General features: G+C 34.1%; 24 protein-coding genes. 10 read left to right on the top strand and 14 right to left on the bottom strand.

Features of this window, described 5'->3' with window-relative positions; genetic code table 11:
* Positions 1–2: 2 nt before the first annotated feature.
* The 6 genes from LNP04_RS17510 to LNP04_RS17535 all read right to left on the bottom strand — a co-directional run bounded on the left by LNP04_RS17510 (position 3) and on the right by LNP04_RS17535 (position 7040).
* A complete protein-coding gene (locus tag LNP04_RS17510; protein ID WP_229984167.1) occupies positions 3–2543 on the bottom strand; it encodes a YfhO family protein in 2541 nt (846 codons plus the stop codon).
* A gap of 174 nt (positions 2544–2717) precedes the next feature.
* Entirely contained in the window at positions 2718–2948 is a 231-nt protein-coding gene (locus LNP04_RS17515) for a hypothetical protein (protein ID WP_229984168.1), read from the bottom strand.
* 79 nt (positions 2949–3027) lie between these two features.
* Positions 3028–4074: a DUF6263 family protein gene (locus LNP04_RS17520; protein ID WP_229984169.1), complete on the bottom strand. Its 1047-nt coding sequence runs from the start codon at positions 4072–4074 to the stop codon at positions 3028–3030.
* 71 nt (positions 4075–4145) lie between these two features.
* Positions 4146–4946 (bottom strand): 23S rRNA (guanosine(2251)-2'-O)-methyltransferase RlmB, encoded by an 801-nt coding sequence (gene rlmB, locus LNP04_RS17525; RefSeq protein ID WP_229984170.1) that lies wholly within the window; start codon positions 4944–4946, stop codon positions 4146–4148.
* A gap of 93 nt (positions 4947–5039) precedes the next feature.
* Entirely contained in the window at positions 5040–5510 is a 471-nt protein-coding gene (locus LNP04_RS17530; RefSeq protein ID WP_229984171.1) for a DinB family protein, read from the bottom strand.
* Positions 5511–5705: 195 nt separating this feature from the next.
* Positions 5706–7040, bottom strand: a complete 1335-nt coding sequence (locus LNP04_RS17535; RefSeq protein WP_229984172.1) for a peptide-N-glycosidase F-related protein — start codon at positions 7038–7040, stop codon at positions 5706–5708.
* A gap of 146 nt (positions 7041–7186) precedes the next feature.
* On the opposite strand from LNP04_RS17535, the gene LNP04_RS17540 reads away from it, so the two are divergent.
* The 10 genes from LNP04_RS17540 (at position 7187) to LNP04_RS17585 (ending at position 17015) form a co-directional block, all read left to right on the top strand.
* Positions 7187–8485 (top strand): hypothetical protein, encoded by a 1299-nt coding sequence (locus LNP04_RS17540; protein ID WP_229984173.1) that lies wholly within the window; start codon positions 7187–7189, stop codon positions 8483–8485.
* Positions 8486–8693: 208 nt separating this feature from the next.
* A complete protein-coding gene (locus LNP04_RS17545; RefSeq protein ID WP_229984174.1) occupies positions 8694–9698 on the top strand; it encodes a MoxR family ATPase in 1005 nt (334 codons plus the stop codon).
* A gap of 95 nt (positions 9699–9793) precedes the next feature.
* The gene (locus tag LNP04_RS17550) at positions 9794–10657 is read left to right on the top strand and encodes a DUF58 domain-containing protein (RefSeq protein WP_229984175.1); all 864 of its coding nucleotides are present in this window, start codon (positions 9794–9796) and stop codon (positions 10655–10657) included.
* A gap of 50 nt (positions 10658–10707) precedes the next feature.
* Positions 10708–11604, top strand: a complete 897-nt coding sequence (locus LNP04_RS17555; protein WP_229984176.1) for a BatD family protein — start codon at positions 10708–10710, stop codon at positions 11602–11604.
* Complete coding sequence (locus LNP04_RS17560; RefSeq protein WP_229984177.1) at positions 11597–12589, top strand: VWA domain-containing protein; 993 nt, start codon at positions 11597–11599, stop codon at positions 12587–12589. The genes LNP04_RS17555 and LNP04_RS17560 overlap by 8 nt, the downstream gene beginning before the upstream one ends.
* Positions 12589–13596 (top strand): VWA domain-containing protein, encoded by a 1008-nt coding sequence (locus LNP04_RS17565; protein WP_229984178.1) that lies wholly within the window; start codon positions 12589–12591, stop codon positions 13594–13596. Before LNP04_RS17560 ends, LNP04_RS17565 begins: the two co-directional genes overlap by 1 nt.
* Positions 13597–13694: 98 nt before the next feature.
* Complete coding sequence (locus tag LNP04_RS17570; RefSeq protein WP_229984179.1) at positions 13695–14429, top strand: tetratricopeptide repeat protein; 735 nt, start codon at positions 13695–13697, stop codon at positions 14427–14429.
* Between the two features lie 11 nt (positions 14430–14440).
* On the top strand, positions 14441–16168 hold the full coding sequence (locus tag LNP04_RS17575; protein ID WP_229984180.1) for a BatD family protein: 1728 nt from the start codon (positions 14441–14443) through the stop codon (positions 16166–16168).
* A gap of 44 nt (positions 16169–16212) precedes the next feature.
* Entirely contained in the window at positions 16213–16815 is a 603-nt protein-coding gene (locus tag LNP04_RS17580) for a MarC family protein (protein WP_229984181.1), read from the top strand.
* Between the two features lie 5 nt (positions 16816–16820).
* Positions 16821–17015, top strand: coding sequence for a hypothetical protein (locus LNP04_RS17585; protein WP_229984182.1), 195 nt, complete (start codon positions 16821–16823; stop codon positions 17013–17015).
* Between the two features lie 164 nt (positions 17016–17179).
* Here LNP04_RS17585 and LNP04_RS17590 read toward each other — a convergent pair whose 3' ends face one another.
* The 8 genes from LNP04_RS17590 to LNP04_RS17625 all read right to left on the bottom strand — a co-directional run bounded on the left by LNP04_RS17590 (position 17180) and on the right by LNP04_RS17625 (position 24986).
* Complete coding sequence (locus LNP04_RS17590; RefSeq protein ID WP_229984183.1) at positions 17180–18148, bottom strand: chorismate-binding protein; 969 nt, start codon at positions 18146–18148, stop codon at positions 17180–17182.
* Positions 18149–18172: 24 nt separating this feature from the next.
* Positions 18173–19048, bottom strand: a complete 876-nt coding sequence (locus tag LNP04_RS17595; protein WP_229984184.1) for an outer membrane beta-barrel protein — start codon at positions 19046–19048, stop codon at positions 18173–18175.
* Between the two features lie 8 nt (positions 19049–19056).
* Entirely contained in the window at positions 19057–20148 is a 1092-nt protein-coding gene (locus tag LNP04_RS17600) for an RNA polymerase sigma factor (protein ID WP_229984185.1), read from the bottom strand.
* 4 nt (positions 20149–20152) lie between these two features.
* The gene (locus LNP04_RS17605; protein ID WP_229984186.1) at positions 20153–21190 is read right to left on the bottom strand and encodes a hypothetical protein; all 1038 of its coding nucleotides are present in this window, start codon (positions 21188–21190) and stop codon (positions 20153–20155) included.
* Between the two features lie 50 nt (positions 21191–21240).
* Positions 21241–21696, bottom strand: coding sequence for a protease complex subunit PrcB family protein (locus LNP04_RS17610; protein WP_229984187.1), 456 nt, complete (start codon positions 21694–21696; stop codon positions 21241–21243).
* A 112-nt stretch (positions 21697–21808) separates the two neighbouring features.
* Positions 21809–22243, bottom strand: a complete 435-nt coding sequence (locus LNP04_RS17615) for a PaaI family thioesterase (RefSeq protein ID WP_229984188.1) — start codon at positions 22241–22243, stop codon at positions 21809–21811.
* Between the two features lie 114 nt (positions 22244–22357).
* Positions 22358–22954, bottom strand: a complete 597-nt coding sequence (locus tag LNP04_RS17620; protein ID WP_229984189.1) for a 1-acyl-sn-glycerol-3-phosphate acyltransferase — start codon at positions 22952–22954, stop codon at positions 22358–22360.
* 301 nt (positions 22955–23255) lie between these two features.
* Positions 23256–24986 (bottom strand): PspC domain-containing protein, encoded by a 1731-nt coding sequence (locus LNP04_RS17625; protein WP_229984190.1) that lies wholly within the window; start codon positions 24984–24986, stop codon positions 23256–23258.
* Between the last annotated feature and the right edge of the window lie 3 nt (positions 24987–24989).

Consider the following 24989-nt stretch of genomic DNA (forward strand, 5'->3'; position numbering starts at 1 on the left):
TGTTAAATCTTTTCTTCAATCAAAACTTCTTTCTTTTTGCTTTTATTCAGCCAGAAAATTCCAAAAGCGCTCAAAGCAACAAACAATCCGAAACATAACATTGAAATCCATTTTCCTGTGGCGATAACTTCAGGTTCAAAAACCATTCTGATGCTGTGTTCTCCCGCTGGAACGTGTACTGCACGCAATAAATAATCTGCCTTTATGTACGGAACTTCTTTTTCATCTACAAACATTTTCCAGCCATGAGGATAATAAATCTCTGAAAATACAGCTAACTGTGGAGTTTTCGATTGAGATTTAAACTCCAGTTCGTTGGCTTCGTATTTTGTTAAATTAATGGAAGCTGTAGAATCTGCCTGAACCTGCTTTCCGTTCAAATAAGCTTTGTCTTCAACGTTGATAACTGCAGTTTTTTTAGAATCAATATTTCCAAGTGATTTTATTTCTTCGTCCGGAGTATTTACAAATTTTACATCAGCAACAAACCATGCATTTCCGTTGGCATTAGGATTCGGAACAACTTGTGGCTCCTGCGGATTTCCGAAAACCATGTATTTTGTATTCAGTAAATTCAGGATTTTAGGTGTTTTTACGCTGTCTACATTCGAAATGTATTCATTCATTAAATCATCATAACGTCTCAGTCTCACTGCGTGATAACCACCTATGGAAGATTTAAAATAAGACGTGTTCGTTTCACTTGTTACACCCAAAACCTGATTGTAAACTCGGTAATGTTTTTTGTCTTTTTCAGCAATCGTTTCCAAAGTTTTATTGACAGGAATACTTGCCATAATAGACTGTAAATTTGGATTGTCACCTACTTTTTCGGCTAAATAATCTGAACCTTCAGTTTGAAAAGGATTTTCAGCAAAGATTTTATCAACGTAATTTTCGTCATTCAGATAACGTTTGTTTACTGTCCATAAATCAAACAAACTTACTGCACCGATGATGAGTAATGCTACGTTCTGATTCAGTTTTTGTTTTAGACTAAAGAATAAAACAGCTGCGGTAATTCCAACATAAAGTAATGCTTTAATCGCATCAATTCTGAATAATTTGAATCTTTCTTCCGTTAAATAATCTAACAGGAAAGGTGGTAAATATGTTTTCTCGTTATCTGTATGGAAACCTAACAAAGCCTTCCCAAAAACAATCAATAATAAAGTTAAACCTAAAACTCCTCCGCTTACATAGGTTAGAATTTTCTTTTTGTAAGCTTCCTCTAAAGTTGAATCTTTGTAAAATCTGTACAATCCAATGATGGCAATCAGTGGGAATAATAATTCCACCACAACCAAAATAGACGACGGTGCTCTGAATTTGCTGTAAAAAGGAACATATTCAATGAAGAAATCTGAAAGCGGCATGAAGTTGCTTCCCCAAGCCAATAAAATGGTCAGAATAGTCGCTCCGAGAATCCAGTAGCGGTATTTTTTCCAGGCAAAAAAGAATCCTAATAGTGCAAGGAAACAAACAATTGCTCCTTGATACGCTGGTCCCGAAGTTCCAGGTTGATCGCCCCAATAGGTGATGCTGCCAAAACCTTTAGAAATTCTGTCATATTCGGCTTGTGAAGTGACGTTATCCTGTACCAACTGCTGTACGTTTTCCATCATTTCTTTTCCTTCAGGCTCCTGGCTTCCGCCTCCCATCAATCTTGGAATGAATAGATTTAAAGTTTCCAATTTACCGTAACTCCACATCAGTATACTTTCTTTATCCATTCCGGAATTTCCGGCGGTGTGGGTTTCTGTATTTAAAATCTGTTTTCCTCTTACGGTTTCTTTGATGTACTCAGAGTTAGCCATGATTCGCTGAGAGTTCATCCCAACGCCAATCGCTAAAGCACCGGCAATAATTCCTGATGAGATCAAGAAATGCTTCATCGGAGTTTTCTTTTGGATGGCTCTGATTAATTCAGATAAAAATAAAAATCCAAGTCCTAAAAACAGATAGTACGTCATCTGCGGGTGATTGGCGGCGACCTGCAATCCGAAGAACAGGGTAGTGACAATAAATCCGAGAACGTATTTTTTTCTAATATACACCAATAAAATTCCGGCTAAAAGCGGCGCAAAATATTCAATGGTATTCACTTTTCCGTTATGTCCGGCAGCAATGATGATGTAGAAATAGGTGGAAAGCCCGAAAAATGTAGCTCCCAAAAGCGCATATTTCCAATTTCTTACAGCGACCATCCCTAAAAGGAAAAATCCTGAAAATAAAAGGAATAAGTAGTTGACAGGTCTCGGAAGAATATTCAGATAACTGTCTAATTTTTTAATAATATCACCTTCAAAACGGCTTCCCATCTGGTAGGTGGGCATACCGCCAAACATCGAGTCACTCCAATACGTTTCTTTATCGTAAGTGTCTCTGTAATCGATGAGTTCTTTGGCTCCGCCTCGATACTGAACGATATCATGCTGGAAAAGCTGCTTCCCCGTAAACACAGGAGTAGAATATAAAAATGCTAAAACTAAGAATGCGACGATGGAAATCGCAATATAAATTAAGTTTTTATTTTTCGCCATTTTGGTTATTGAGTTGATATTTAATTGAGAAGTTCTGCTTTTTCAAGAATCATTCATTTAGATTCGTTTTGTTTCTAACGCAAAGTCAAAGTCCGCAAAGATTTTTTTTGACTACTATCCGCATAGATTTAAGCTCGCAAAGGCGTTCCACTCAGCAAAGTTCACAAAGAGTTATTAATGATTTGCACTGTTTTTATCTTTCACTTCTTCATAGTCTACAGTTTCTGCGTCCCATTTTACCTTCTTTTCAATATTCGTGTTTGAGTTTTTGGTTTCCTGATTCGGAACATTATTAGGTTTAAAGCCAGTGTATTTATAAAAAGATTTAAAGAAAATTCTTTTTAAAATATTCCAGACAAAAAAAATAATAATAGTACCGAGTATTAACTCAAAAAGGAATTTCATATGTAGTATTTATTTTTTAAGGTTTAAAAGTTTAAGGTTTAGTATTAAAATTTAAGCTCAACCTCAAAACTTTCATACTTTATTTTGCTGCAGGATTCACCATTACCGAAGAGTTTGAAACACTTTTCATGCTCTGAGACTGCTTTCCGTCTGAGATTGTTTCTATCTGAGTCGTTTTTACATTAATATTTTGGTTGGTAATCCAACCGGTATTTTGATCAAATTTAATGGTTCCGTTTTGTGCCAGTTCGCTGCTCATTGTGTGAGTCATTTCGCCCTGAGCTCTTTTTTCTTCTTTTTTTGGAAGTCCGCCAGTGATTGAAATTTCCGCAATTCCATTTCCTACACTTTTCAATGTATAGTTAGAAACTACTTTATATTTTCCGGTTTCGTCTGCACTTTCGCTTGTTGACCATTTTTCACCAATCTTCACTCCTTTTTTAGGAATTATGGAAAGATTTTTAGCAAATTGATCTTTTAAAACTTTCTCGTTAAAGGTCTGTTTCAAACCTGCCACAGCGCTCGCTTTTTGATTAGCATCTTTGATTAGCGTGCCCAATGCATTGGAAATTTTGGTGTAGATCGCATCAAAACCAGTGATAGAAATCACATTTCCTTTGCTATCCATCTTCATGTTCAGTTTGTTTCCGGTCAAAGCTCGGTTCACATTCCAAATCATTTTTAGATTATCTTCTTTCGGGATGGGCAGTTTTGTATCAACTACAATCGTTTTTCCGTCAGCACTCTGAGAACTTCTTTTGCCGATCAAATTAATCGTGATGTCGTAAATTCCACCTTTCACATCGTTTACCGTAAAGCTCATTTCGTCAGTCGATTCGCTGGTTCCATTCAAGGTTTTTCCTTGTGGATCAGTCATCGTCTTTACATCTCTTTGGTAAGTAGTCAAAGGGTAAGTTTTTCCTTTTTCCAATTTAAAAGTCTGAGTAAAAACTCCCAAAGAATCTTTGATTGCAGGGTTTGCTTTTACTTCAGCTACAGAATCTGCCGGAACTTCAACGGTGATTGTTTTTCCGGTTTTAGGATCAATTTTAGTGATGGTTGCCGTCTCTTTTTTACAAGAAATGATGGCTAAAGAGATCAATGCTAGTGCTGCTATATTTTTCATAAATACTATTCTAATTTTGAGAAATTCCCTCTCTTTAAGGCTTAGGGAAAGAATTTTCTTTTTTATAAATTTTAATTAATTTTCACCAATTTTTGTCTCATTGCTTCGTAAAGAATGGCTCCACAAGCTACAGAAACGTTCAGTGACTGCGTTTTTCCCTCAATAGGAAGTTTTATTTTTTCGTCAGAATGGTGAAGCACTTCTTTTGAAATTCCTGTTTCTTCATTCCCCATCACAATAGCGCAAGGTTCTGTAAAATTGACATCGTAAATCAGTTTTTGTGCTTTTTCAGTTGCCGAAAATACAGATACACCGCTTTGTTGAAGATAATCTACAACGTGAGCTAAATTATTTTCTTTGCAAATCTTGATATTGTACATCGCTCCCGCAGAAGTTTTTATCGCATCAGAATTGATTGGCGCTCCACCTTTTTCTGGAATGACAACGGCGTGAATTCCTACACATTCTGCGGTTCTACAGATAGCTCCAAAGTTTCTGACATCAGTCAATCGGTCTAAAATTAATATAAAAGGTACTTTTCCTTCTTCAAACAATTCAGGAATGATGTTTTCAATTTTGTGAAAAGGTACATCCGAAATAAATGCCACGACACCCTGGTGGTTTTTCCTTGTAAAACGGTTCAGTTTCTCAACCGGAACATAGTTTGGACGAATTTTATATTTTGCTAAAACCGCTTTCAGTTCGGCATAAATTTCTCCCTGCAAAGCATTCTGCACAAAGATTTTATCAATTGTTTTTCCTGCTTCAATAGCTTCCAATACAGGGCGTAATCCGAATATAAAATCGTCTTTTTTATTAGGTTCTGTATTTCTGAATTCAGGTTTTGAGTTCTTATGTTGAAAATCTTCCAAAATTTTTATTTTATTTTTTAATGAATAACTTAGTTATTCAAACTTATTTTACTTGGCTTTTACTTTTGCCTTGATTCTTTTTCCTTGGCTCTTCTAAAACTTTTCTCCTAAAATTGCTCTCTTTATCGCCATTGCATACCCATAATGCAGGCTTTCATGCATGTTGTTGAAAATGATAGCATCTTGGATACTCTTCAAATCCATGCCAAAACTTGTGGTGTAGGGTGTGTAATCTGAAAAGAAATCGCTGTCATAATCTTTCATTAAAATTTTTGAAGTTTCGGTTAAAAGAAATTCCAAATCTTCCACTTCAGATTTCTGTACATTCAGATTGGGCATCGTTCCTTTTTTGTAGGTTTCGATCCAATAATTATCAATTCTGAACGGGTTTCCGCTTAGGTAATAATGCAGCAATTGCTGTGTAGCAACAGTGTGGGCAATATTCCAATACAGATTGTTATTAAAACCATCGGGGATTAATAAAAGGTCTTCGTGAGAAGTATCCCGCAAGATATCCAAAAGGTTTTTTCTAACCTGTCTGTGAGCTTGAAAATGATAATTCATATTTCAAAAATTTAATCACCAAAAATAGTTTAATAAACTGAAAATGACAATTTTTTGAATGGGGTATAAAAGTTAAAATTTTTTAATTTTAAAGATAAATTGAATTTTTAAATAAAAACGCATTAAAAAAACCTCCTATGGAGAATATCCAAGAGGAGGTTTTTAGCTTTTTAAATCTAATCGAATAAAATAATTTTATTTTTTGATGATTTTATGTTTGAAAGTTGTACCATCTTTCAAAACAATATTTAAAATATACACTCCAGTGTTGTATGAAGAAATATTTATTTTGTTTTCTTTAAAATTTTCTGTTAGTTTTCTTCCATCCATACTGAAAAGAGTCATTGAAGCTACATCTATTTTTGATTTTATGTTAACGAAATCAGAAGTAGGATTAGGGTAAATGCTAACATCTATTGATTTGATGTCTTTTACATCCATCATAGCACTATTTTTACTTTGCATGTAAACAGATAGAAAAACATCTCCTTGTTGCTGGTTGAAAACAGCTGCTGGTATTGTATGTTTAAGGGTGTGGTTTCCTGCGGTCATACTAGTCATTGTAAAACTTCTGATAGGAACAGCATCACCGGGACACCAGTTATTCCAGGCAGTCCAGTCAGCAGTTGAACTAGGCGTGGTGCCATAGATTCCGTTTCCTTGTGTATTGTAAACCCTAAATGGTTCGCAAGAAGTTCCTCCAGGTTTATAGGTAAGCATTTGTATATCATCTATATAGGTGAAGTTGTCTCTTCTCACATATTCTTCACCACCAGCATTTGCACCATGAGGTGTAGATATTACGAAAAACTGAGCATCCGTAATTGCATTGGGTAGATTGAACGTTGTAATTCTCACAGTTTGCCCTGGAACATCTGTACTATTGTAATTATTTAATTTACTATAATTTAATATTGGGGTGAGGTTATTGTAACTTGTTGGAGTTGCGCCTGCATTCGTAGAGAAAAAAGTAAGTGTTCCTGTAAAAACATCATTCCTTCCTGAGCATCCTGCAATTTCAGTTTGTGCTGCATAAGGAACACCGAAAACATCAAGTTCCATATACATGTCGTAAGTGCTTCGCAATGCTGCATCATGAAACACATTATACAAATTACTTAAATTATAGGTGTAAGGAACTTCTAAAGGCGAAACATTTTTATTCATAAAAGGAGTAATGTATCTAGCTACCTCAATCCTTTTCACATTTGCATCGTTTATGGTATAGGTAGGTTGGTTTTTTGGAATCATGGCTAAAAAAACACTTCCCAATCGGTCATAATTGTCACACAAAGCTCCAATGGTTACTCTCATAGCAATCTTTGCTTTAAAGCCATCCAACTCAGCATCTGTCATTTTTCTCGCATACCTCGCATTCGTTAACCGAATGAGACCTGTAGGCACAGGTTGAGATACTAAAGCTGCATAACCATCGTAATAAACTGCTTCGGAAACGATATTCGTTCTTGTAGTTTGTGAATTAAAAAATCCTGTGATTAAAACGCTTAAAAAAAATAGCTTTTTATACATACCATTAGTATTTGTAGATTTGTGTGCAAATGTATCAAAAATATATTAAAAAAAATAAATATTTATAATTAAATTATCTTAATCAATTGCGAATAATCAAAATAATTTATTAAATTCGCACATTATTAACTATTGATCTATTAAAGATGAGAAAGAAATTACTTTTATTTTTATTGCTGGCAACTTTGATGTCTAATGCCCAAATAAATTTAAATATTGGAAGCACAGATGTAGGAGTAGCGCCTGTAAGTAGTTTTTTTTCGTACTCTTACGTTCAGCAGATATATCCTAAACAAGAAATAAATGCTAATTCTGCAGGGAATATCACGGGTCTAATATTTTATGTAGATCCTTCAGTAACTATATCGGATTCTTCAGATTGGACTGTATATCTTGGTCTTAGCTCAAAAACCGCTTTCACTTCCAATACAGACTGGGTTCCTGTTACGCAGCTTACTCAAGTATTCACAGGAACGGTAACTAATAATAATGGTCAGGTTGTGGTTACCTTTACAACCCCATTTGCTTATAACAATACAGATAATTTAATAATTGCTACAAAAGAAAACTCGCAAAGTATTGATATTAATAATTTCAACGAAGTTTTCCGTGTTTATCAGCATCTTCCATCTTCTACACTTTATTACACAAGAGATCTTGCAGTGATTGACCCTGCATCTCCACCAGCGGGTTTCAGAGCTGGTTATAAATCAGCAGTTACATTTTCAGGACTAACTCCTAATACAACTCCTGCTTGCCCATTTATTACCTATCCTGCAAATAATCAGCAGATGGTTATTTTATCTCCTCTTATTAAATGGCTTTCGGTACCTGGAGCAGATTCTTATAAAGTTTCAATAGGGACTAGTGCGGGAGCTACAGATGTTGTTAATCAACAGGTCGTACTCACTAATAGTTTCACTCCATCTACTCCTCTTGTTCAAAATACAAATTATTATTTGAGGGTTACTTCTGTTTCAGGTGGCTTAGAATCTTCTGGTTGTACGGATGTTGTCTTTAAAACTATTCCGCCACCACCAGCTAATGATGTTTGTTCGGGTGCCTTAGTAGCTACTGTTTTCCCTTATGTTTACACGCAAGCTGACGCTGCATCAGCTACTAATAATACTGGATTTATAACTACTTGTCCTGATGCGATGAATGACGGTACTTGGTTTAAATTCACAGGAGATGGTGGTGTGTTTAATATTAAAGTAACTATGCCCGCAAGTAGCGGTGGTTTTGATCCTCAAATGGGAGTTTATAGAGGTAGTTGTGGAAGTTTAATATGTGTTGGCACATTAGATAATAACGGCGGTGGCGGTACGGAATCTGCTAATTTGACTACTACAGCGGGTACAGTTTATTATATCAATATAGGATCTTACGAAGAAACTGTAGATGTTCCGGAAAATGTATTCACTTTAACTATCACGAAACTATAAAAAATAACTTATGTTTTTTATAAATTGATCCTGTTTGTCAACTGATAAACAGGATCAATTTTTCATAATCGCAAAAAAAATCAATATATCATATTGATTAACTAATTAGCTATAAAATATTTAACAAATTTTAACTCAAAAATGGCATTCATTGTGTTGATTAATGCAAGTATTTATCAGAAATTTACCACTTATTTTAATTTAAACTATGTCAGATTCATATCAAGCAGAAGACATTCGTCAGCTCACAGAAAAAGTAAGAGAACAGAATTATTTCTTTTCACTTTTGAGGCAGGAAATCAACAAAGTAATTATCGGACAAGAATACATGATAGACCGACTTTTGGTTGGGCTTTTAGGTAACGGCCACGTTTTGCTTGAAGGAGTTCCCGGGTTGGCAAAAACATTGGCGATAAAAACCTTGGCAGAAGCTGTTCATGGTGATTTTTCGAGAATTCAGTTTACGCCAGATTTGCTTCCTGCAGATGTTGTGGGAACGATGATTTATAATATTAAAGAAAACGATTTTTCTATAAAAAGAGGTCCCGTTTTTGCAAACTTCGTGCTTGCTGATGAGATCAATAGAGCTCCTGCTAAAGTACAATCGGCACTTCTGGAGGTGATGCAGGAAAAACAAGTAACGATTGGTGACGAAACGATGCATCTTCCAAAACCATTTTTAGTTTTGGCAACGCAAAACCCGATCGATCAAGAAGGAACTTATCTTTTGCCGGAAGCGCAAAGCGACCGTTTTATGCTGAAATGTACGATTGATTATCCTGAATTTGAGGACGAAAGAAAAGTTATGAGAATGGTTTCAACATCCCATCAGTACGATGTAAAACCTGTAATTTCATTACAAAATATTGTTGAAGCAAAATCTATTGTCAATCAAATTTATTTGGATGAAAAAATTGAAAAATACATTTTAGATATGGTTTTTGCAACCCGTTTTCCTGACAGATATGGACTTTCTGAATTGAAAAACTACATCAGTTTCGGAGCTTCACCAAGAGCATCGATTAACTTGGCTATTGCATCTAGAGCTTATGCGTTTTTGAAAGGAAGAGCATTTGTAATTCCTGAAGATGTAAAAGAATTGGCAAAAGATGTTTTAAGACACAGAATCGGGTTGACTTTTGAAGCGGAAGCAGAAGAAATTACGTCTGAAGAAATTGTGAATAGAATTTTGGCTAAAATACAAGCTCCTTAATTGAATTTGAAAATTTGAAAATGTGTCAATTTTAAAATTATCTTAAGGATTTTTTACATTTTCAAATTTCAAATTAGCACATTTTCAAATTGATTATGCAGATAAAAGACATCATAAAAAAAGTAAAGCAAATAGAAATCCGTACTCGAAAGAAGACGGAAGCTTCCTTGATGGGGCAATATCACAGTGCTTTTAAAGGACAGGGAATGACTTTTTCTGAAGTTCGTCCTTATCAGTTTGGTGATGAAATCCGTAGAATTGATTGGAATAAAACAGCACGTTTCCGTGAACCGTTTGTGAAAGTAATGGAAGAGGAGCGTGAACTGACCATGATGATTTTAGTTGATATTTCTGCTTCAATGGATTACGGAACAAAAACCCAGCTGAAAAGAGAATATGTCGCAGAAATTGCAGCAAGTTTAGGATTTTCAGCTGCCGGAAATAATGATAAAGTGGGATTGATTTTATTTGCAGATAAAGTCTATAAAGTGATTCCGCCACAAAAAGGAAGAAAACATATTTTGTCGATTATTAGTAATATTCTGACGGCAGATTATGTTCCTGCGGTTTCTAAAATCGATAAATCTTTAGAATACATGATGGGAATTTTCAAAAGGAAATCGCTCGTGTTTTTACTTTCAGATTTTGGAGATGCCTATGATTCTAAAATGCTTCGTGTCGCTTCAAAAAAACATCAGCTTTTGGGAATGAGAATTTTCGATGAGAAAGATAACGAAATTCCTGATGTTGGATATACTCTTTTCAGCGATGTAGAAACCGGGAAACAAGTTTGGGTTAATACGTCAAATGCACGATGGAGATATACATTTGCGGAAGCTCAGAAACAAAAAATTAGAGCGTTGGAAGAAGATTTTGCCAACAGTTCGGCAAGCTTTATGAATATCAGTACCGGCGATGATTACTCAAAATTATTGTATCATTACTTTCAGAAGAAATAAATTTAAATTAAAAATAAATTAGGCATCAGCCGAAATTGACTATTTTAAAATTGAAAAAATTAGTATTACTCTTATCATTTTTCATCTGTGCAAATGCTTTTTCACAGATACTTTCCTCGAATCTTGAGAAGAAAACATTGGCTCTCGGCGAAGTCAACCGATTTACCGTGAAAATTGATAACCTCAATAATCAGGAAGTAAAAGCTGCACCAAAAGACAAGTTGCTCCCTTTTCATTTTGAAGAAATTAAAGACAGCATCGGAATTCAACCCAATTCTTACCAGAGAAATATTGAATTTTCAGTTTTTGAAGAAGGAACCTATACAATCCCTGAACTTGAATTTAAAGTAGGTGAAAGGGTGTTGAAAACAATTCCTTACGAAATTGAAGTGGTCAATACTGCCCAAAAAGGCGATCCGATCAATGATATTATGAACAATAAGGAAGTCAAGCTGGAAGTTACAGATTATTGGCAGCTTTATAAATGGTATATTTTGGCAGCCTTGGCTTTGATTGCTTTAATAATTGCCATTTTTATGATTGTGAAATACGGCAGAAAATCCAAAGACTCTCCGGTTGTGGCAACCAATCAGACTTTGAAAGAATTGGATTCATTAAAAAAGAAAAAATATATCGAAGACGGAAATTACCGTTCGTTTTATGTGGAACTAATCGATATTTCAAGGAAATTTTTAGCCAAACAATATAGAATTCCTGCAGATGTTTTGCTGACAGACGATTTGGTTCAGTTGATGAAAGAAAATAATACCATTTCGCAGGACAATGAAAGGATTATCGAAGATGTCTTCTTCAGAGGTGATTTGGTGAAGTTTGCCAAAACCTTTCCGGATCAGCAGATGATGGAAAAAGATTTTAACGAAATTAAAGACTTTGTGAAGAGATCATCAAAGGATATAGAATTTGAAAACCTGAGAAAAGATGTTTAATTTCGAGTTTTACAGTCCGTGGTTTTTATTTCTTTTCCTTTTGTTTATTCCATTACTGATTAGAGACATCAGCAGAAAAAAACTGAAAGGAATCAAAGTTCCTACCGTTCAGAATATGAACTCAAGCAGTGGAATTTTACCTGTTTTGTTTTTGCTTAAAATTTCAAAGTACATTATTTTATCGTGTCTTTTCATTGCGATGGCGAGACCGAGAACGTTTACCATTTCTCAGGACAGAGACGATACCAAAGGGGTAGATATTATGTTTGCTGTCGACGTTTCTCTGAGTATGTTGTCTAAAGATCTTTCACCAGACCGACTGACTGCATTGAAAGAAATTGCAATTCAGTTTGTTGAAAAACGCCCGAATGATAGAATTGGAGTCGTAACCTATGCTTCTGAAGCTTTTACCAAAGTTCCAGTGACTTCTGATCATCAAGTTGTCATTGACGAATTGAAAAACCTGAACACAGCCGAGCTTTACCCCGGAACTGCCATTGGTGAAGGACTTTCAGTTGCGGTAAACCATCTTCGCACAAGCAAAGCAAAGAGTAAAATCATTATTCTGATGACGGATGGGGTGAATAATGTGCAAAATGCCATCGCACCACAAATCGCTGCAGAATTGGCGAGAAGTAATGATATTAAGGTGTATTCAATTGGTGTAGGAACCAACGGTGTTGCTTTGATGCCGACTGAAGTTGATATTTTTGGTGACTTGGTTTTTACCGAAACTCAGGTGCAGATTGATGAGCCAGTTTTAAGGGAAATTGCTGAGGCAACAGGCGGAAAATATTTCCGTGCTACATCAAACAGCAGTTTGGAAGAAGTTTATAGCGAAATCAACCAGCTTGAGAAAACTGATGTAAAAGTTTCAAAGCTTTATAACTATCAGGAATATTTTACAATTTTCCTTTGGGTTGCTTTGGGAATGCTGTTTTTTGATGCATTATTGAGATGGGTATTATATAAATTTTTAAGCTGATGGAATTGTATTTAGGAAATTATTGGTTCTTATTATTGCTGTTGCTTTTACCGGTATTAGCTTTTTTTCTGATCAGATATTTAAAATGGAAAAACAAGAGAAGAGAAGTTTTTGCAGACAGCCGTTTTCATGAAGCTTTATTTGAAAAAAAGTCTGGTTTTACTAAAATATTCCCCGTGTTGTACTTTTTGGCAACTTTGTTTTTGATTTTTTCAATCATCGATTTGCTGAGTGGTTCTGAAGAGGTGACGACCAACCAAAAATTCAATAATGTTGTTTTTATGCTGGATGTTTCAAATTCGATGAATGCGGAGGATATTTCGCCCAGCCGTCTGACGGAGGGTAAAAATCTGATGATTCAGACAATGAAGAAACTGAAGAATGATAAAGTAGGAGTCATTATTTTTGCGGGTCAGGCAACTTCTATTATGCCGCTCACAACGGATTATAATTCCGCAGAAACTTATATTAGCGGCGTTGAAACCAATTCAATTAAAATACAGGGAACAGACTTTTTAAAAGCGATGCAAACTGCGGTTGATAAGTTTATAAATATAAGTAAAGGTTCGCGAAAAGTCATTCTTCTGAGTGATGGTGAAGATAATGAAGGAAATGACAATGCTGCCATAAAACTAGCTAACAAAGAAGGGATTATTGTGACTTCTGTGGGAATTGGTTCAGATGAAGGCGCGCCTGTTCCTGAATACGAATTTGGTCAGTTGATGGGATATAAAAGTGATATGAACGGACAAACCGTTATTTCTAAAAGACAGACCGAAGCACTTCAGAAAATGGCAGAATCCACTGGTGGAACATACATTGACGGCAATAATATTGATGAAGCTCCTGATAAAATTGTTGAAGCTTTAAATAAAAAAGCATCTTCTACAGCGACTTTAGTAAAATCTCAGAACGCAACACATTATTATCAGTACTTTTTGGCGGTTTCTATTTTCTTCTTTCTGATGATTTTTCTATTTAATCCTAAAAGAGATTTTAATGTTTGATTTGCTTTTATTAAAATCTTAATCTGGTGAATACTTTAACCCAATTTTAACAATTAATAGACTGTTTCTTAACATATAAAGGAATAATTTTGCAAGGGATGAATACTAAAATTTTATTTTTGTCGTTTATGATTGTTTTCAGTTGCTCAGGCGCATTGTTTGGACAGAAAAGCTATAAGACTTTGGTCTATGAGGGCAATCAGAAATTCGACGGTAAAGATTATGATGGTGCATCTTCAAGGTATATGGAAGCTGTGAAATCAAATGAAAAAGATTTTACAGCGCATTACAATTTGGGTAATGCTTTATATAAAAGTAAAAAGTATGAAGAGGCGAAAGGTGAGTTTGAAAAAGCACAACGCCTTTCACAAACGATTCCTGATAAAGCGGCAGCTTTGCACAACTTGGGAAATACGTATATGCAGATGAATCAGCCTGAGAAGGCAGCTGATTTTTACAAACAATCGCTGAAACAAGATCCTTACAATGAAGCAACGAGAAAGAATTTTGAAATTGCCAAATTAAAGGAAAAAGAAAATCAGCAGAAGAAAAATAAAGACGACAAATCCGGCAAAGGCGGCGGAGGCGAAGATCAGCAAAAAGATAAAGATCAAAAAGGCGATTCTAAGGATAAAGGAGAAGGTCAGAAAAATGAAGGGAACAACCCAGAAGGAAACCAACCCGATCCCAATAAAAATAATCAGGGCAAAATGCCTAAAGATCTTCAAAACGCAATACTGGATAAAGTTGGCGAGAAAGAAAAAGAAACCGCCAAAAGAATTTTAAATAAGAATTCTTATTCGTTGCCTCAAAGCAATGAGAAAGATTGGTGATGAAACAAAAATTGATTTACATATTGTTGACGTTTGTTTCCGTAATTGCTTACGGACAGGTAGAACTCAATATGAAACCGGACAAAACCGACTACAACGGTAAAGATATTGTAAATCTAACAATCACCTTAGAACTGAACGGAGATAATTTGGTGCAACAAAGTCAGCTTAGGTTACCAGATTTGTCTAAATTTAATATGATTGGAAACGGGTCGTTTAACCAAATGGTTAGAGATCCGGAATCTAATGTTGCTGTTGAACAATATGTTACCAGAATAGCCTTAGAACCCAAACAGAGAGGGAAAATAAGAATAGGTTCTGTGTTGGTAACTATCAATAATAAAATCTATAAAACCGAGCCTTTCGATATTTTCATTCGTGATATTGAAAAAAAGCCAATTGCAAAAAACACTGATAATGACGTCTATCTCAATATGGAAATTGAAGATAGAGATGTATATCAAAATCAGCCGACAGTAGCAGTTTTGAGGGTGTATTCTAAAAATATAGACAACCTCAGAAAAGTAAGACACATCAATCTTCCTGATCAGGAAGACATCAATGTACATCCCATTAATTTTCATAAATCTGACATCGATCCATCGGGATACAGCAATATGCCTTCGCAGGTTTTGGCAATGTTTATTGTATTTCCTAATGAATCAGGTTATGTTGAGGTGCCATCTGTTTCAGCTTCGGTGAATTCTTATTCGAGCAAAAATAAAATTGTTTCGAATAAAGTAAAACTGAATGTTAAGAAACTTCCTGAAGGTTCACCGGAATGTTTTAAAGATGCAGTCGGGAATTTCAAAGTCGATGTGTACCACGAATCGAAAGAAAAAATTGAGGCTAAAAAACCGGTTAATGTCATTCTGAAAGTTTCGGGAGAAGGTAACTTGGCCGATATGCATTTGCCTAAAATTGAAAACTCTCCCGATTACGAAGTCTTTGCTCCAAAAATCACTTCTAAAGTCGTTGCCGGAATTGAGGGAATGAAAGGATATATTTTAGCCAATTACGTTTTAATTCCCAATAAATCGGGTCAGCTTAATATTAGGACTGAGGAGTTTGCTTTCTTTAATCCTGCAGAAAAAGAATATGTGAATCTCGGTAAGGAAACCTTAAATCTTACTGCCTTTTCGCACGATGAGGTTTTAGAAGCCCGCACAACGGTTGAAAAAGTAAACGAATATACCAATACATTGCTGGAAACCGTCAATAGTCCGGTATTAAAGACGACAACATTTAAAGTAAAAGAGAAAAGCCGTTTCAATTGGAGTATTCTTTTGATCAATGCAGGAATTCTTTTAGGCTTGTTTATTGCGTATTTGTTGTTTAAAAATTGGCAAAAAAAACGTATTATAATTAAAGAAAAAACAGCTTCTAAAAAACCTTTGGGTTCTGTTGCAGAAACTGAAAGAGAAATCAGAGAAAGTCTGAAAACGGATGTAGGCGATTATTTTACATATCTTGAAAATCTTAAAGATAGTCTGAGTTTTGATGAATTTTTCAAGACGGTCGATGAGTTGGATTCTGAAGTCAGAAACCAATACTTCCAAAGTTCTAAAGATGATTTCAGACAGTTTTTAGAAAATTATAAAGGAAGTGCAGTAGCAGAAGAATACCGAAATCTTTCTCAGAGAATTCAGATAGAGAAATATACACCAGTAAAATCTCAAGAGGGAATTTCTGAACTTTTGAAAGATATTATCAATTTGTATTCTCAGATTAGTAAATAATCATTTTTTATTCATAATTTTGCGAAATTAATAATTATTGAATAATGGAGATTTTTGAGGATTTTTCTATCAAAGAAACGGTAACTTGTTTTATGGTGCTTTTTGCGGTAATTGACATCATCGGATCTATTCCTATTATCGTTAGTTTAAAGCAAAAATTCGGACAAATTGAAGCGAGAAGAGCGTCAGTCACTGCCGGATTAATCATGATTGTGTTTCTTTTTGTAGGAAATAAGCTTTTGAAATTTATTGGTGTAGATGTGAACTCATTTGCGATTGCAGGTGCAGTTGTAATTTTTGTGATTGCTTTAGAAATGATTTTAGGTATCGAAATCAATAAAACGACAGAAGCAAAAGCTGCGTCTATTGTTCCTATTGCGTTTCCTTTGGTTGCAGGAGCTGGAACTCTTACGACAACATTGTCATTACGTGCGGAATTTCATGATATCAATATCATTTTGGGGATTATTCTCAATACAATTTTCGTATATTTGGTGCTGAAATCAGCTCCTTGGCTAGAGAAGAGAATGGGAGAGGCGACTTTGTCGATTCTACAGAAAGTTTTCGGGATTATCCTTTTGGCAATTTCAATCAAATTATTTACAGCAAATTTTGCTCAACTCATACAAGCAAACATTAATTTTTAATTATCATGCAGAAGTTTTATAAAGTATTTTTAATCGTATTTATTATAATTATCGCTATTAATATTTATGCAATAGATTGGCATTCAGAGATTTCCTCGGAAGACAATATGAAATATGTAATTTCAATTATCTGTGGTGTAATCGGACTTTTCGTACTCTTCATTATGAATACCTGGAGTAAAATCGGAGTAAAGAAATAATTATTTTCTGATATAAAAATATAATCCTCTTTCAGTTTTTGAGAGAGGATTTTTTTGTTTTAAAATAATTGATTTGAAAGTGTTCTAAACTAATGCTTCTGACTCAGTAAAGTCACCCGCATAACTTTAGAAGTTTATCCGCATGAATTGAGTAAGTCATCCGGTTAATTTGAAAAAGAAAGGTTTTTCAAAACAGCTTCAGATTTCAATTCCGTTTCTCTCCATTCTTTTTCCGGTTTACTTTGGGCAGTAATTCCGCCGCCAACGAAAAGGTGTACTGAATCGCTGTATAATTTAGCACAACGTAAATTCACAAAATAGTGGATAAAATCATCTGTTTCAATTCTTATAAATCCAGCATACAATTCTCTCGGAAACTTTTCAAACTCCTGAATTTTTTCCTTGCAAAAGTCTTTAGGAATACCGCAGACTGCCGGCGTCGGATGAAGTTCTTCAATGATTAAATCAAGATCTTCTGGATTTATTATCAATTTAAAATCAGTCTTTAAATGTTTAATATTTCCTGAAATATGATCATACGTTTCAGATTCCTGAATTTTAGATTCTGTATTGAATTTTTCTAAGACATTTCTGATGTAAGACGATACGGGTTTCTGTTCCTCAATTTCCTTATCCGTCCAGCTTTCAGATACCGGAATCGTGCCCGCTAAACTCATCGTTTCAAACTCGTGAGTAGATTTATTGAATTTTCCTAAAACCTCCGAAAAAGCACCTATCCAGGCTTTGTCGTCTTTAATAAAAATATATCGAAAAGCGTTTGGATAAGCTTTACATAAGTTATCGAAACTTTCCTCTAAATTGATTTTACTAAAGTCTTTGAAAATTTTTCTTCTTGAAATTACCAATTTTGGAAGTTGGCTTTCTTTGATGACATCAATAACTTTCTGAAGTTTTTCTAAATATTCATCATGGGTTTCCGCTGAAAATTCAGTTTCGTCATTAGCTAATGATTGATTAGAGAATCTTTCTGAAATAGTGTTAACTTGAACACAATTTCCATTAAAATTAACGCTTTCAGTTTGATCAAAAGATTTAAAAATAACAGCTTCTTTATCAGAACTTTCGTCTGTGGAGTAGAGTTTTTCGTTAAAGGGAAATTGGAAGTAAATCATAAATTGAATGCTTTATGAAAACATCTATTTGGAAATGACATAAGAAATTCCAAGAGTAAGTTTTCGTTCAGCAAAGGTATTGCTAGTCTTAAAAATGTCAAAATCAAATGAACTGTTTTTTAAAGATAAATTCTCTAATGAATATTGCTGATAATCGGCAGTTATCAATATTTTTGGTAAAATTCGATATTGAAGCCCGAATGAAAATCCTAAATTGAAATTGCTGCTTTTAAAGTCATCAAGTTTATTTAAAACCTTGTTTTCAGGAACTAAAAATTGCATTTTGTAGCTGTTTTTATTTAAAGCAAATCCAATACAAGGTCTGAATTTTTTCCATTCGTACAAAACTTTTAGCTGTGCGGTGTATTCAAAATGTTTGTTATTGAATCTTTGAAAAAGCAGTGGCTGGCTGTCTTGCGTAAAGTAAAAGCCATTCAGATAAGTGTCTTCTTTGTTTGCGTCGAAATCAAAAGTCGAGTTCCAGTGATAGACATTGGCGGATAGCATCAGATATAAATTTTGACTTACACTTTTTGAAATCCATATTCCTAAATTTTCCCCGAATTGTTGTTTGTCGCTGCTGAGTTCTTTTGCCCAAGTTGATTTTTTTAAGCCGATTCCAGCTTCTATACCGTATTGAAATGTAGCCAAGAAACTGTTTTTTTTAATTTCTTTTTCTTCTTCAACTTTGAAAATTCTTTTTTTAATTGAAAATTCGTTTAATATAGGTAAGGTTAAACTGATGTCTTGAAATTTGCTTTTAACAGCTTTTTCAAAATAAATTGTGTCATACACTATTACTTTTTCATACACATAGACGGTGTCTACTTTTGTTTTTTGTGCCTGAATAAATTGCAAAAATAATAGGGTAAAAATGAAGAAAAATTTTTGGTAAAACATATGGAAAGTTAGTTTTCTCTTTCAATGAAAATAGTATCTCTTTGAATGATTTTTTTTACAATAATAACTTTTTTTGGAGTATTTTCAATTGAATCCTGTTTTTTGATTGCTTTTTCTTTTGATTTATTTTCGAGTGCAGTAGGTTTTTGAATTTCTACTTCTTGATTTAATTTAACTTCATCCAATTTTTTAAGATCAGCCTGTGTTTCCTCATTAATTTCAGGTTGTGCTTGAAAAGAAATGTCATTTTTCTGAATGTTTTCTTTTGCCAAATTATTTGAAGATTCTTCAGTAGAAAATTTTCGGAATAGTGAGCTGTTATTTTTATTAATATAAACTGAAAGGAAAAGTACGATAAAAAGAGTCGCCGCAATGATTATTTTCTTCTGAATATTTTTATTGGAAACAGATGATGAAAAACTGCTTGTGATAGCATCTTCAGGGACAATGAATTCTTTTTTCGGAGAAATGCTAAAGTCTGAAAATTTAGTTTGAAAAGTTTGCGCCAAAGCCAATCCTCCAAAACCTATGAAAACCAATAGCTGGGTGATTTTCTTTTTATTTTTGGGCGTGTTTTCATTGACGAAATTATTTAATAAATAATTTTGAACTGATTTTTTTGCTCTTAATAAATGTGATTTTGAAGTATTTACGGTAATTCCTAACAGTTTTGAAATTTCTGCATGAGAATTTTTTTCAATAAAATACAGATTAAAAACAGAACGGTGATGTAATGGCAGATTGTCGATTGACTTCAACAGTTCTTCTCTTGTGAAATCATATGCTAAAACGCGATTTTTTTCTGTGGCAGAGTTATTCATTTCGATCAAGGGTTCCGGGATTTCTGATATTTCTGTAGAGACGAAAATTTCTTTGGAGCTACTTCTTAAGTACTGTAAAGCATTATTCACAACAATTGTTTTGAGCCAGCCAAACAAAGCCTTTTCATCTTTCAGCTGATGGCTTTTTTGCATAGCGATAATAAAACTGTCTTGCAAAAGATCTTCCGCAGTCTGTAGGTCTGCGATATATCTACGACAAATCCCCAAGAGTTTTGGGGAATGGTCGAGGTAGATTTTTTGCCAGTTTTGTTTATTCATTTTATTAGTTCTGGATAACAAAGATGGAATTGAAAGACCCTTGATCATTTATACTCATTATGTTTTGCGATTCTACGCCATTAATAAATACTTTTCCATTATAAGTTGAATTAGGGTTGCTGGGGTTAGGGTAAAGATTTGGATTATATTTTATCATGTAGACATTATTGTCTAAGATAAACATGTCTTGGATATATGGTAACGGAGAAAAAGTAGGAGAAATTTGTGAATTATTTTTAAAATATGAATCTCCATAAGAACTTTCTATGGTATATAGATCATTATTAGCATTATGTGAAATTATTTTACCCCAGATCGCTATAGGATGGATGTAGTCACCAATTAAGGTTTCAGCATTTGTATTTAGATTTTTCGAATAATATTTATTGTCCTTATGAAATAAGAGATATATACCGTTACTGTTCTTAGCAAAATTGTGCATGTAGTATGCCGTTACCAAGCTGAATGTTGTATTCTTGAAGTATCCTATTCCATCAACTTTGTGTGCAGAAACATAAACATCTGAGCCATCTACAAAAATACTCCGAGCTGTGGGAACATATTGACTTTTATAGAGAACAGTTTTCACTCCATTTTCCCAAAAACAAAGTTCAAATTTATCCAAAGTACTTGTTGTTGTTGGATTTTCAACATAACCGGCAAAATAAATATCTTCGTTACTAACTGTAAATCTTTCAATATTATATTGAGCATTATTTGGAATATTCAAATACTGCTTAACCTCAGTTCTCATGTTGTTTTTCCAAAAATATTGTATTCCATTATTTACTGTATTATTTGATAAAGCTCCCGTAATATAAATATTATTATTTTCAACAATTATTTGTCTAGTATTTATATTGTCACCGTTGGAAAGTTCTGTTTTGATAGTGTTTTTCCAATAACAGGCCTTATTATATTCTGTTCCTGCTACATAAACATCGTAAGATGGATTTTTTTGTTCAAGCACCTCCTCACTCTCACTTCTACAAGAAAACATTAAAGTCAAAATCAATAAAAATGGTAGAATTAAATTTCTCATGGTTATTATTTTATTGTAAGATGTAAAAAACTCAAAAGGTTGCAGTTGGTTTATTGAAATAAAACAGGTTTTGTACTTTTTGGTATTTTCACAATATGGTAGGGTTGCGTAACAACAGATGTTGCGTTTCCTGTCAGAAGTTTTTCAATATCTACCACGATGCTTTGCGGGTTCTCATCCACGGTAATAATATCAATGGAATGTCCGCCATTTGGGAAAACTTGATTAAAAGTCGCGATAATCATAAACTGATTAAAATCGATATTGGTTTCTGTAAAACCACCTGAAATATTATTAGAGGCATCTAAATTACTAAGGAGAGTATTCCATTGTGCAGAATTTGTAATGACCGTATTTTGCTGCGGAATATTATTTCCAACCAAATCACCTTTCCCGATCTGCTGTACGTTTATGGAAGTTTTATAATCAGTATTTTCTTCATTATCGTTACAAGAGTTTAAGATAAAGAAAACCGAACAAAAGAATAGAAGTAGATAATTTTTCATAATAAATAATTTTTTGGTTACAATTATAAGATGAAAAAAATTCAAAAGGTTGCAGCAAGTATATAAAAAAAGACTCAAATAATTTGAGCCTTCAGTATTTTTACTTTAAATATTATCTGTTAATGATGTTATTCGTCATGGTTGTATGATTAATCAACTGACCTTTTTCGTCACGTATTTCAATTTCAGAAACATGCATAGTCTTTCCTTTTCGTATAAATCTTGCAACCGCAGTTACGATACCATCTTTTTTGCTTCGTAAATGATTGGAATTGATATTTGTTCCCACTCCGAAATACTTGCTCCCATCAATGAAAATATTAGAAAGACTAGAGCCCATCGTTTCTGCTAAAACACAACTTGCGCCACCATGCATAATTCCGAAAGGCTGATGGATTTTTGGTGAAACTGGCATTGTTGCGGTAAGCGTTTCGTTCTCAAGATCGATGTCAATAAATTGTATATCAAGGGTCTTTGCAAAAGTTTCCTCGCCCCAATTGTTGATGAATTCTAAAATTTCTTCTTTTGTTTTGCCTTCTGTATCCATATTTTATATGAGTAATCGGTAATGAGTAATTTCGCTTCTAACTTCTAACTTCTAACTTCTAACTTCTAACTTCTAACTTCTAACTTCTAACTTCTAACTTCTAACTTCTAACTTCTAACTTCTAACTTCTGCATCGTTGCCTACAATGTTCGGATTCCAATTGGCTGGTATTTTCGGCCCGATGTCGTTTTTGATATAGTAATTTTGAATTTCTTCCATTATTTCGATAAAAGATGCAGTTTTTAATCTTTCATAGGGAATAGTGTAACCTAAGTAAACAATATTTCTTTTGAAATCTCCTGCCGCTAAAACGATAGGAACTTTTGCTGCCAGAGCCATGTGATAAAAGCCTTTTCTCCATTTCGGAACCCAACTTCTGGTGCCTTCCGGTGTGATTACTAAACTGAAATCATCTTTTTTAAATTCATTTGCAACAAAGTTGATTAAGTCGTTTTTTTGGCTTCTGTCGATACCGATACCTCCCAAACCTCGTACAAGAGAACCATACCAGGCTTTTGTATGAGCATCTTTAATGATGATTTTTAGTGGCTTTTCTAATGTCCAGTAAGCAAGATTTCCTAATATGTATTCCATGTTGTGAGTGTGTGGTGCTACAACCAGAATACAACGGTTCAGGCTGTTGACATCGCCTTGAATAACGACTTTCCAACCCAATATTTTTAATATCAATTTGCCTAATAGCTTTTTCATGAATTTAAATTTAAAACAAAAAAGTATAACCAATAATGGTTATACTCTACAAATATATTGAAATATTATGGCTCTTAAAATAATCTGCTGATTAAATCTGCGATTTTTACTGCAATTTCTAAAACTAATTGTACCATGATTTGATGTTTTTGTATTGGTTAAATTTTTTACGAATATAAGACTATTTTAGCATATAAACCACTTATTAATGAAAATTTTTGCTATTTATTTGAGAGTAGAAGGGTGTGGGTTTCAAACGGTTGCTCTACATCCACACCTTCCGCCACTCTCTCAAGTTTAATTATTTGGTTTTGATAGAATATTCTTTTTTTCCGTCTTTTATTTTGATGTCCACATCTTTTATTTTATCAATGTTCATCTTCATTGTATCCATAATCTTTTTGGCTTCATCTTTTTGATACTTCTTGCCGTTGATGATTACGCTGTCTCTGTCGCTATCGCTGTATTCTATGGTAGAACCGTTGATAGAGATTTTATTTTTCTCAATTGAAATATTGCCATTTTCATCGTCACCGTTGTCATCTTCCTCTTCATTATCGTTGATTCCGTTTCCGTCTGTATCTCCGTCAAAATTGATCCCGTCTTTCTTTAAAGGAATAACTACTGCATTCTGAGGAATTACCAATTCATAATCAATACTGTAATCTCTGAAACGGTGATCGTAAGGATATTTAATATAATTTGGAAGAATCACTTTGTTACCAACAATTTCTACAGGAACATTTGCATTAAGCGGAATATTGTATCCTTTCGCCTCCTTTTTAATAATTAAATAAGGGGTTTTGATATCTGCTTTTCTTGTAACATCTACATGTACCCAGTCTTTCTCGTAAACAGAGATTTTATCAGAAAAAAGATCATCGTCGTATGCAGTAAAGTTTTGCGGGATTGTTACACTTTTCATATCCACATAAATGGTATCAGATAAAGTATTGATGGCTACCTCTTCGGTGTCTTCCTTTTGTCCTTTCAGAAACATTTCTCTTTTTGCCATGCTCACTCCAAAATAAGTACCTAATGCTATAACCGCAAGAAAAAGAACTCCGATTACCCAGCCGATATTTCTCAATTTAGTTTTTGGAGAGAAAATTTTGATACTTAGCAAACTGAATAGTATTGCAGGAATCAATGATGCTATAATGATTAATGCAGTAAATACAGTGTACAACCCATCGTCATCAAAATAGAACTTCATCTCGTTAGCGCCAGGAAAGTCTGAATCTATTCCGAAAAGACCAAATAAGACAAATACTCCAATGATGCTTCCAAATGCAAAAAAGACAAATAATGCACCTATTAAATATTTTAGAATATTCCAAACACCGCTTCCTGCATTATTGATATGAGGTTTGTTTTCAATGTAAATTTCTCCGGCTCTGGTAGTAGTTTCATTCGCAAACTGTACAATTTTGCTCGATTCTTCTTTCAGGTTGTCAAAATTTAAAGGCTTTCCCTTCATTTTCAAAAAATCTGATGCGGTCTCTGCTTGCGGTAAAACAGCCCAAAGAATGAAATATAAAATAACTACTAAGAAAGATGATCCCGGTGCTACCCAAAGAAAGATAAATGCACCCACCCAGATTAATCTCATCCAAGTAATATCCATTCCTGAATAAGCGGCTAAACCTGCGCAAACTCCGGCAATCTTTTGTCTTTCAGGATCACGGAACAGTTGTCTTTTGTCAGTTTGTGTAGTTCCTGAGAAGTTATTTTTATTTGAGTTTGTATTTTTCTCAGAATAATAAGCTTCTTCCTGTTCTTCGATTTTTTCAGGAGAACCAATTTGAGCAATTACCTTTTCTACATCAGCATCGTTGATTACTTCACGTTTTCCTAAAGTATCTCTGAAGATTTCTACCATTCTGATTTCTATATCGTGCATTACCTCGTCTGCTTCCGAAGCCTCTAGTGAGCTTCTAAGAGCGTTAAGATAATCGCTGAGCTTTATATATGCGTGTTCTTCTATTGTAAAAGAAAAACCTGCGAGTCCTATTGAGAGTGTCTTGTTCATAGC

It is taken from the genome of Chryseobacterium sp. C-71 (assembly GCF_020911865.1).
Classification (GTDB): Bacteria; Bacteroidota; Bacteroidia; order Flavobacteriales; family Weeksellaceae; genus Chryseobacterium.

What these genes read in the sequence shown, in the direction of transcription:
- LNP04_RS17510 (WP_229984167.1), bottom strand. Translation starts at nt 2,543, where the DNA reads ATGGCGAAAAATAAAAACTTAATTTATATTGCGATTTCCATCGTCGCA.
- LNP04_RS17515 (WP_229984168.1), bottom strand. Translation starts at nt 2,948, where the DNA reads ATGAAATTCCTTTTTGAGTTAATACTCGGTACTATTATTATTTTTTTT.
- LNP04_RS17520 (WP_229984169.1), bottom strand. Translation starts at nt 4,074, where the DNA reads ATGAAAAATATAGCAGCACTAGCATTGATCTCTTTAGCCATCATTTCT.
- LNP04_RS17530 (WP_229984171.1), bottom strand. Translation starts at nt 5,510, where the DNA reads ATGAATTATCATTTTCAAGCTCACAGACAGGTTAGAAAAAACCTTTTG.
- LNP04_RS17535 (WP_229984172.1), bottom strand. Translation starts at nt 7,040, where the DNA reads ATGTATAAAAAGCTATTTTTTTTAAGCGTTTTAATCACAGGATTTTTT.
- LNP04_RS17540 (WP_229984173.1), top strand. Translation starts at nt 7,187, where the DNA reads ATGAGAAAGAAATTACTTTTATTTTTATTGCTGGCAACTTTGATGTCT.
- LNP04_RS17545 (WP_229984174.1), top strand. Translation starts at nt 8,694, where the DNA reads ATGTCAGATTCATATCAAGCAGAAGACATTCGTCAGCTCACAGAAAAA.
- LNP04_RS17550 (WP_229984175.1), top strand. Translation starts at nt 9,794, where the DNA reads ATGCAGATAAAAGACATCATAAAAAAAGTAAAGCAAATAGAAATCCGT.
- LNP04_RS17560 (WP_229984177.1), top strand. Translation starts at nt 11,597, where the DNA reads ATGTTTAATTTCGAGTTTTACAGTCCGTGGTTTTTATTTCTTTTCCTT.
- LNP04_RS17565 (WP_229984178.1), top strand. Translation starts at nt 12,589, where the DNA reads ATGGAATTGTATTTAGGAAATTATTGGTTCTTATTATTGCTGTTGCTT.
- LNP04_RS17570 (WP_229984179.1), top strand. Translation starts at nt 13,695, where the DNA reads ATGAATACTAAAATTTTATTTTTGTCGTTTATGATTGTTTTCAGTTGC.
- LNP04_RS17580 (WP_229984181.1), top strand. Translation starts at nt 16,213, where the DNA reads ATGGAGATTTTTGAGGATTTTTCTATCAAAGAAACGGTAACTTGTTTT.
- LNP04_RS17585 (WP_229984182.1), top strand. Translation starts at nt 16,821, where the DNA reads ATGCAGAAGTTTTATAAAGTATTTTTAATCGTATTTATTATAATTATC.
- LNP04_RS17590 (WP_229984183.1), bottom strand. Translation starts at nt 18,148, where the DNA reads ATGATTTACTTCCAATTTCCCTTTAACGAAAAACTCTACTCCACAGAC.
- LNP04_RS17595 (WP_229984184.1), bottom strand. Translation starts at nt 19,048, where the DNA reads ATGTTTTACCAAAAATTTTTCTTCATTTTTACCCTATTATTTTTGCAA.
- LNP04_RS17600 (WP_229984185.1), bottom strand. Translation starts at nt 20,148, where the DNA reads ATGAATAAACAAAACTGGCAAAAAATCTACCTCGACCATTCCCCAAAA.
- LNP04_RS17605 (WP_229984186.1), bottom strand. Translation starts at nt 21,190, where the DNA reads ATGAGAAATTTAATTCTACCATTTTTATTGATTTTGACTTTAATGTTT.
- LNP04_RS17610 (WP_229984187.1), bottom strand. Translation starts at nt 21,696, where the DNA reads ATGAAAAATTATCTACTTCTATTCTTTTGTTCGGTTTTCTTTATCTTA.
- LNP04_RS17615 (WP_229984188.1), bottom strand. Translation starts at nt 22,243, where the DNA reads ATGGATACAGAAGGCAAAACAAAAGAAGAAATTTTAGAATTCATCAAC.
- LNP04_RS17620 (WP_229984189.1), bottom strand. Translation starts at nt 22,954, where the DNA reads ATGAAAAAGCTATTAGGCAAATTGATATTAAAAATATTGGGTTGGAAA.
- LNP04_RS17625 (WP_229984190.1), bottom strand. Translation starts at nt 24,986, where the DNA reads ATGAACAAGACACTCTCAATAGGACTCGCAGGTTTTTCTTTTACAATA.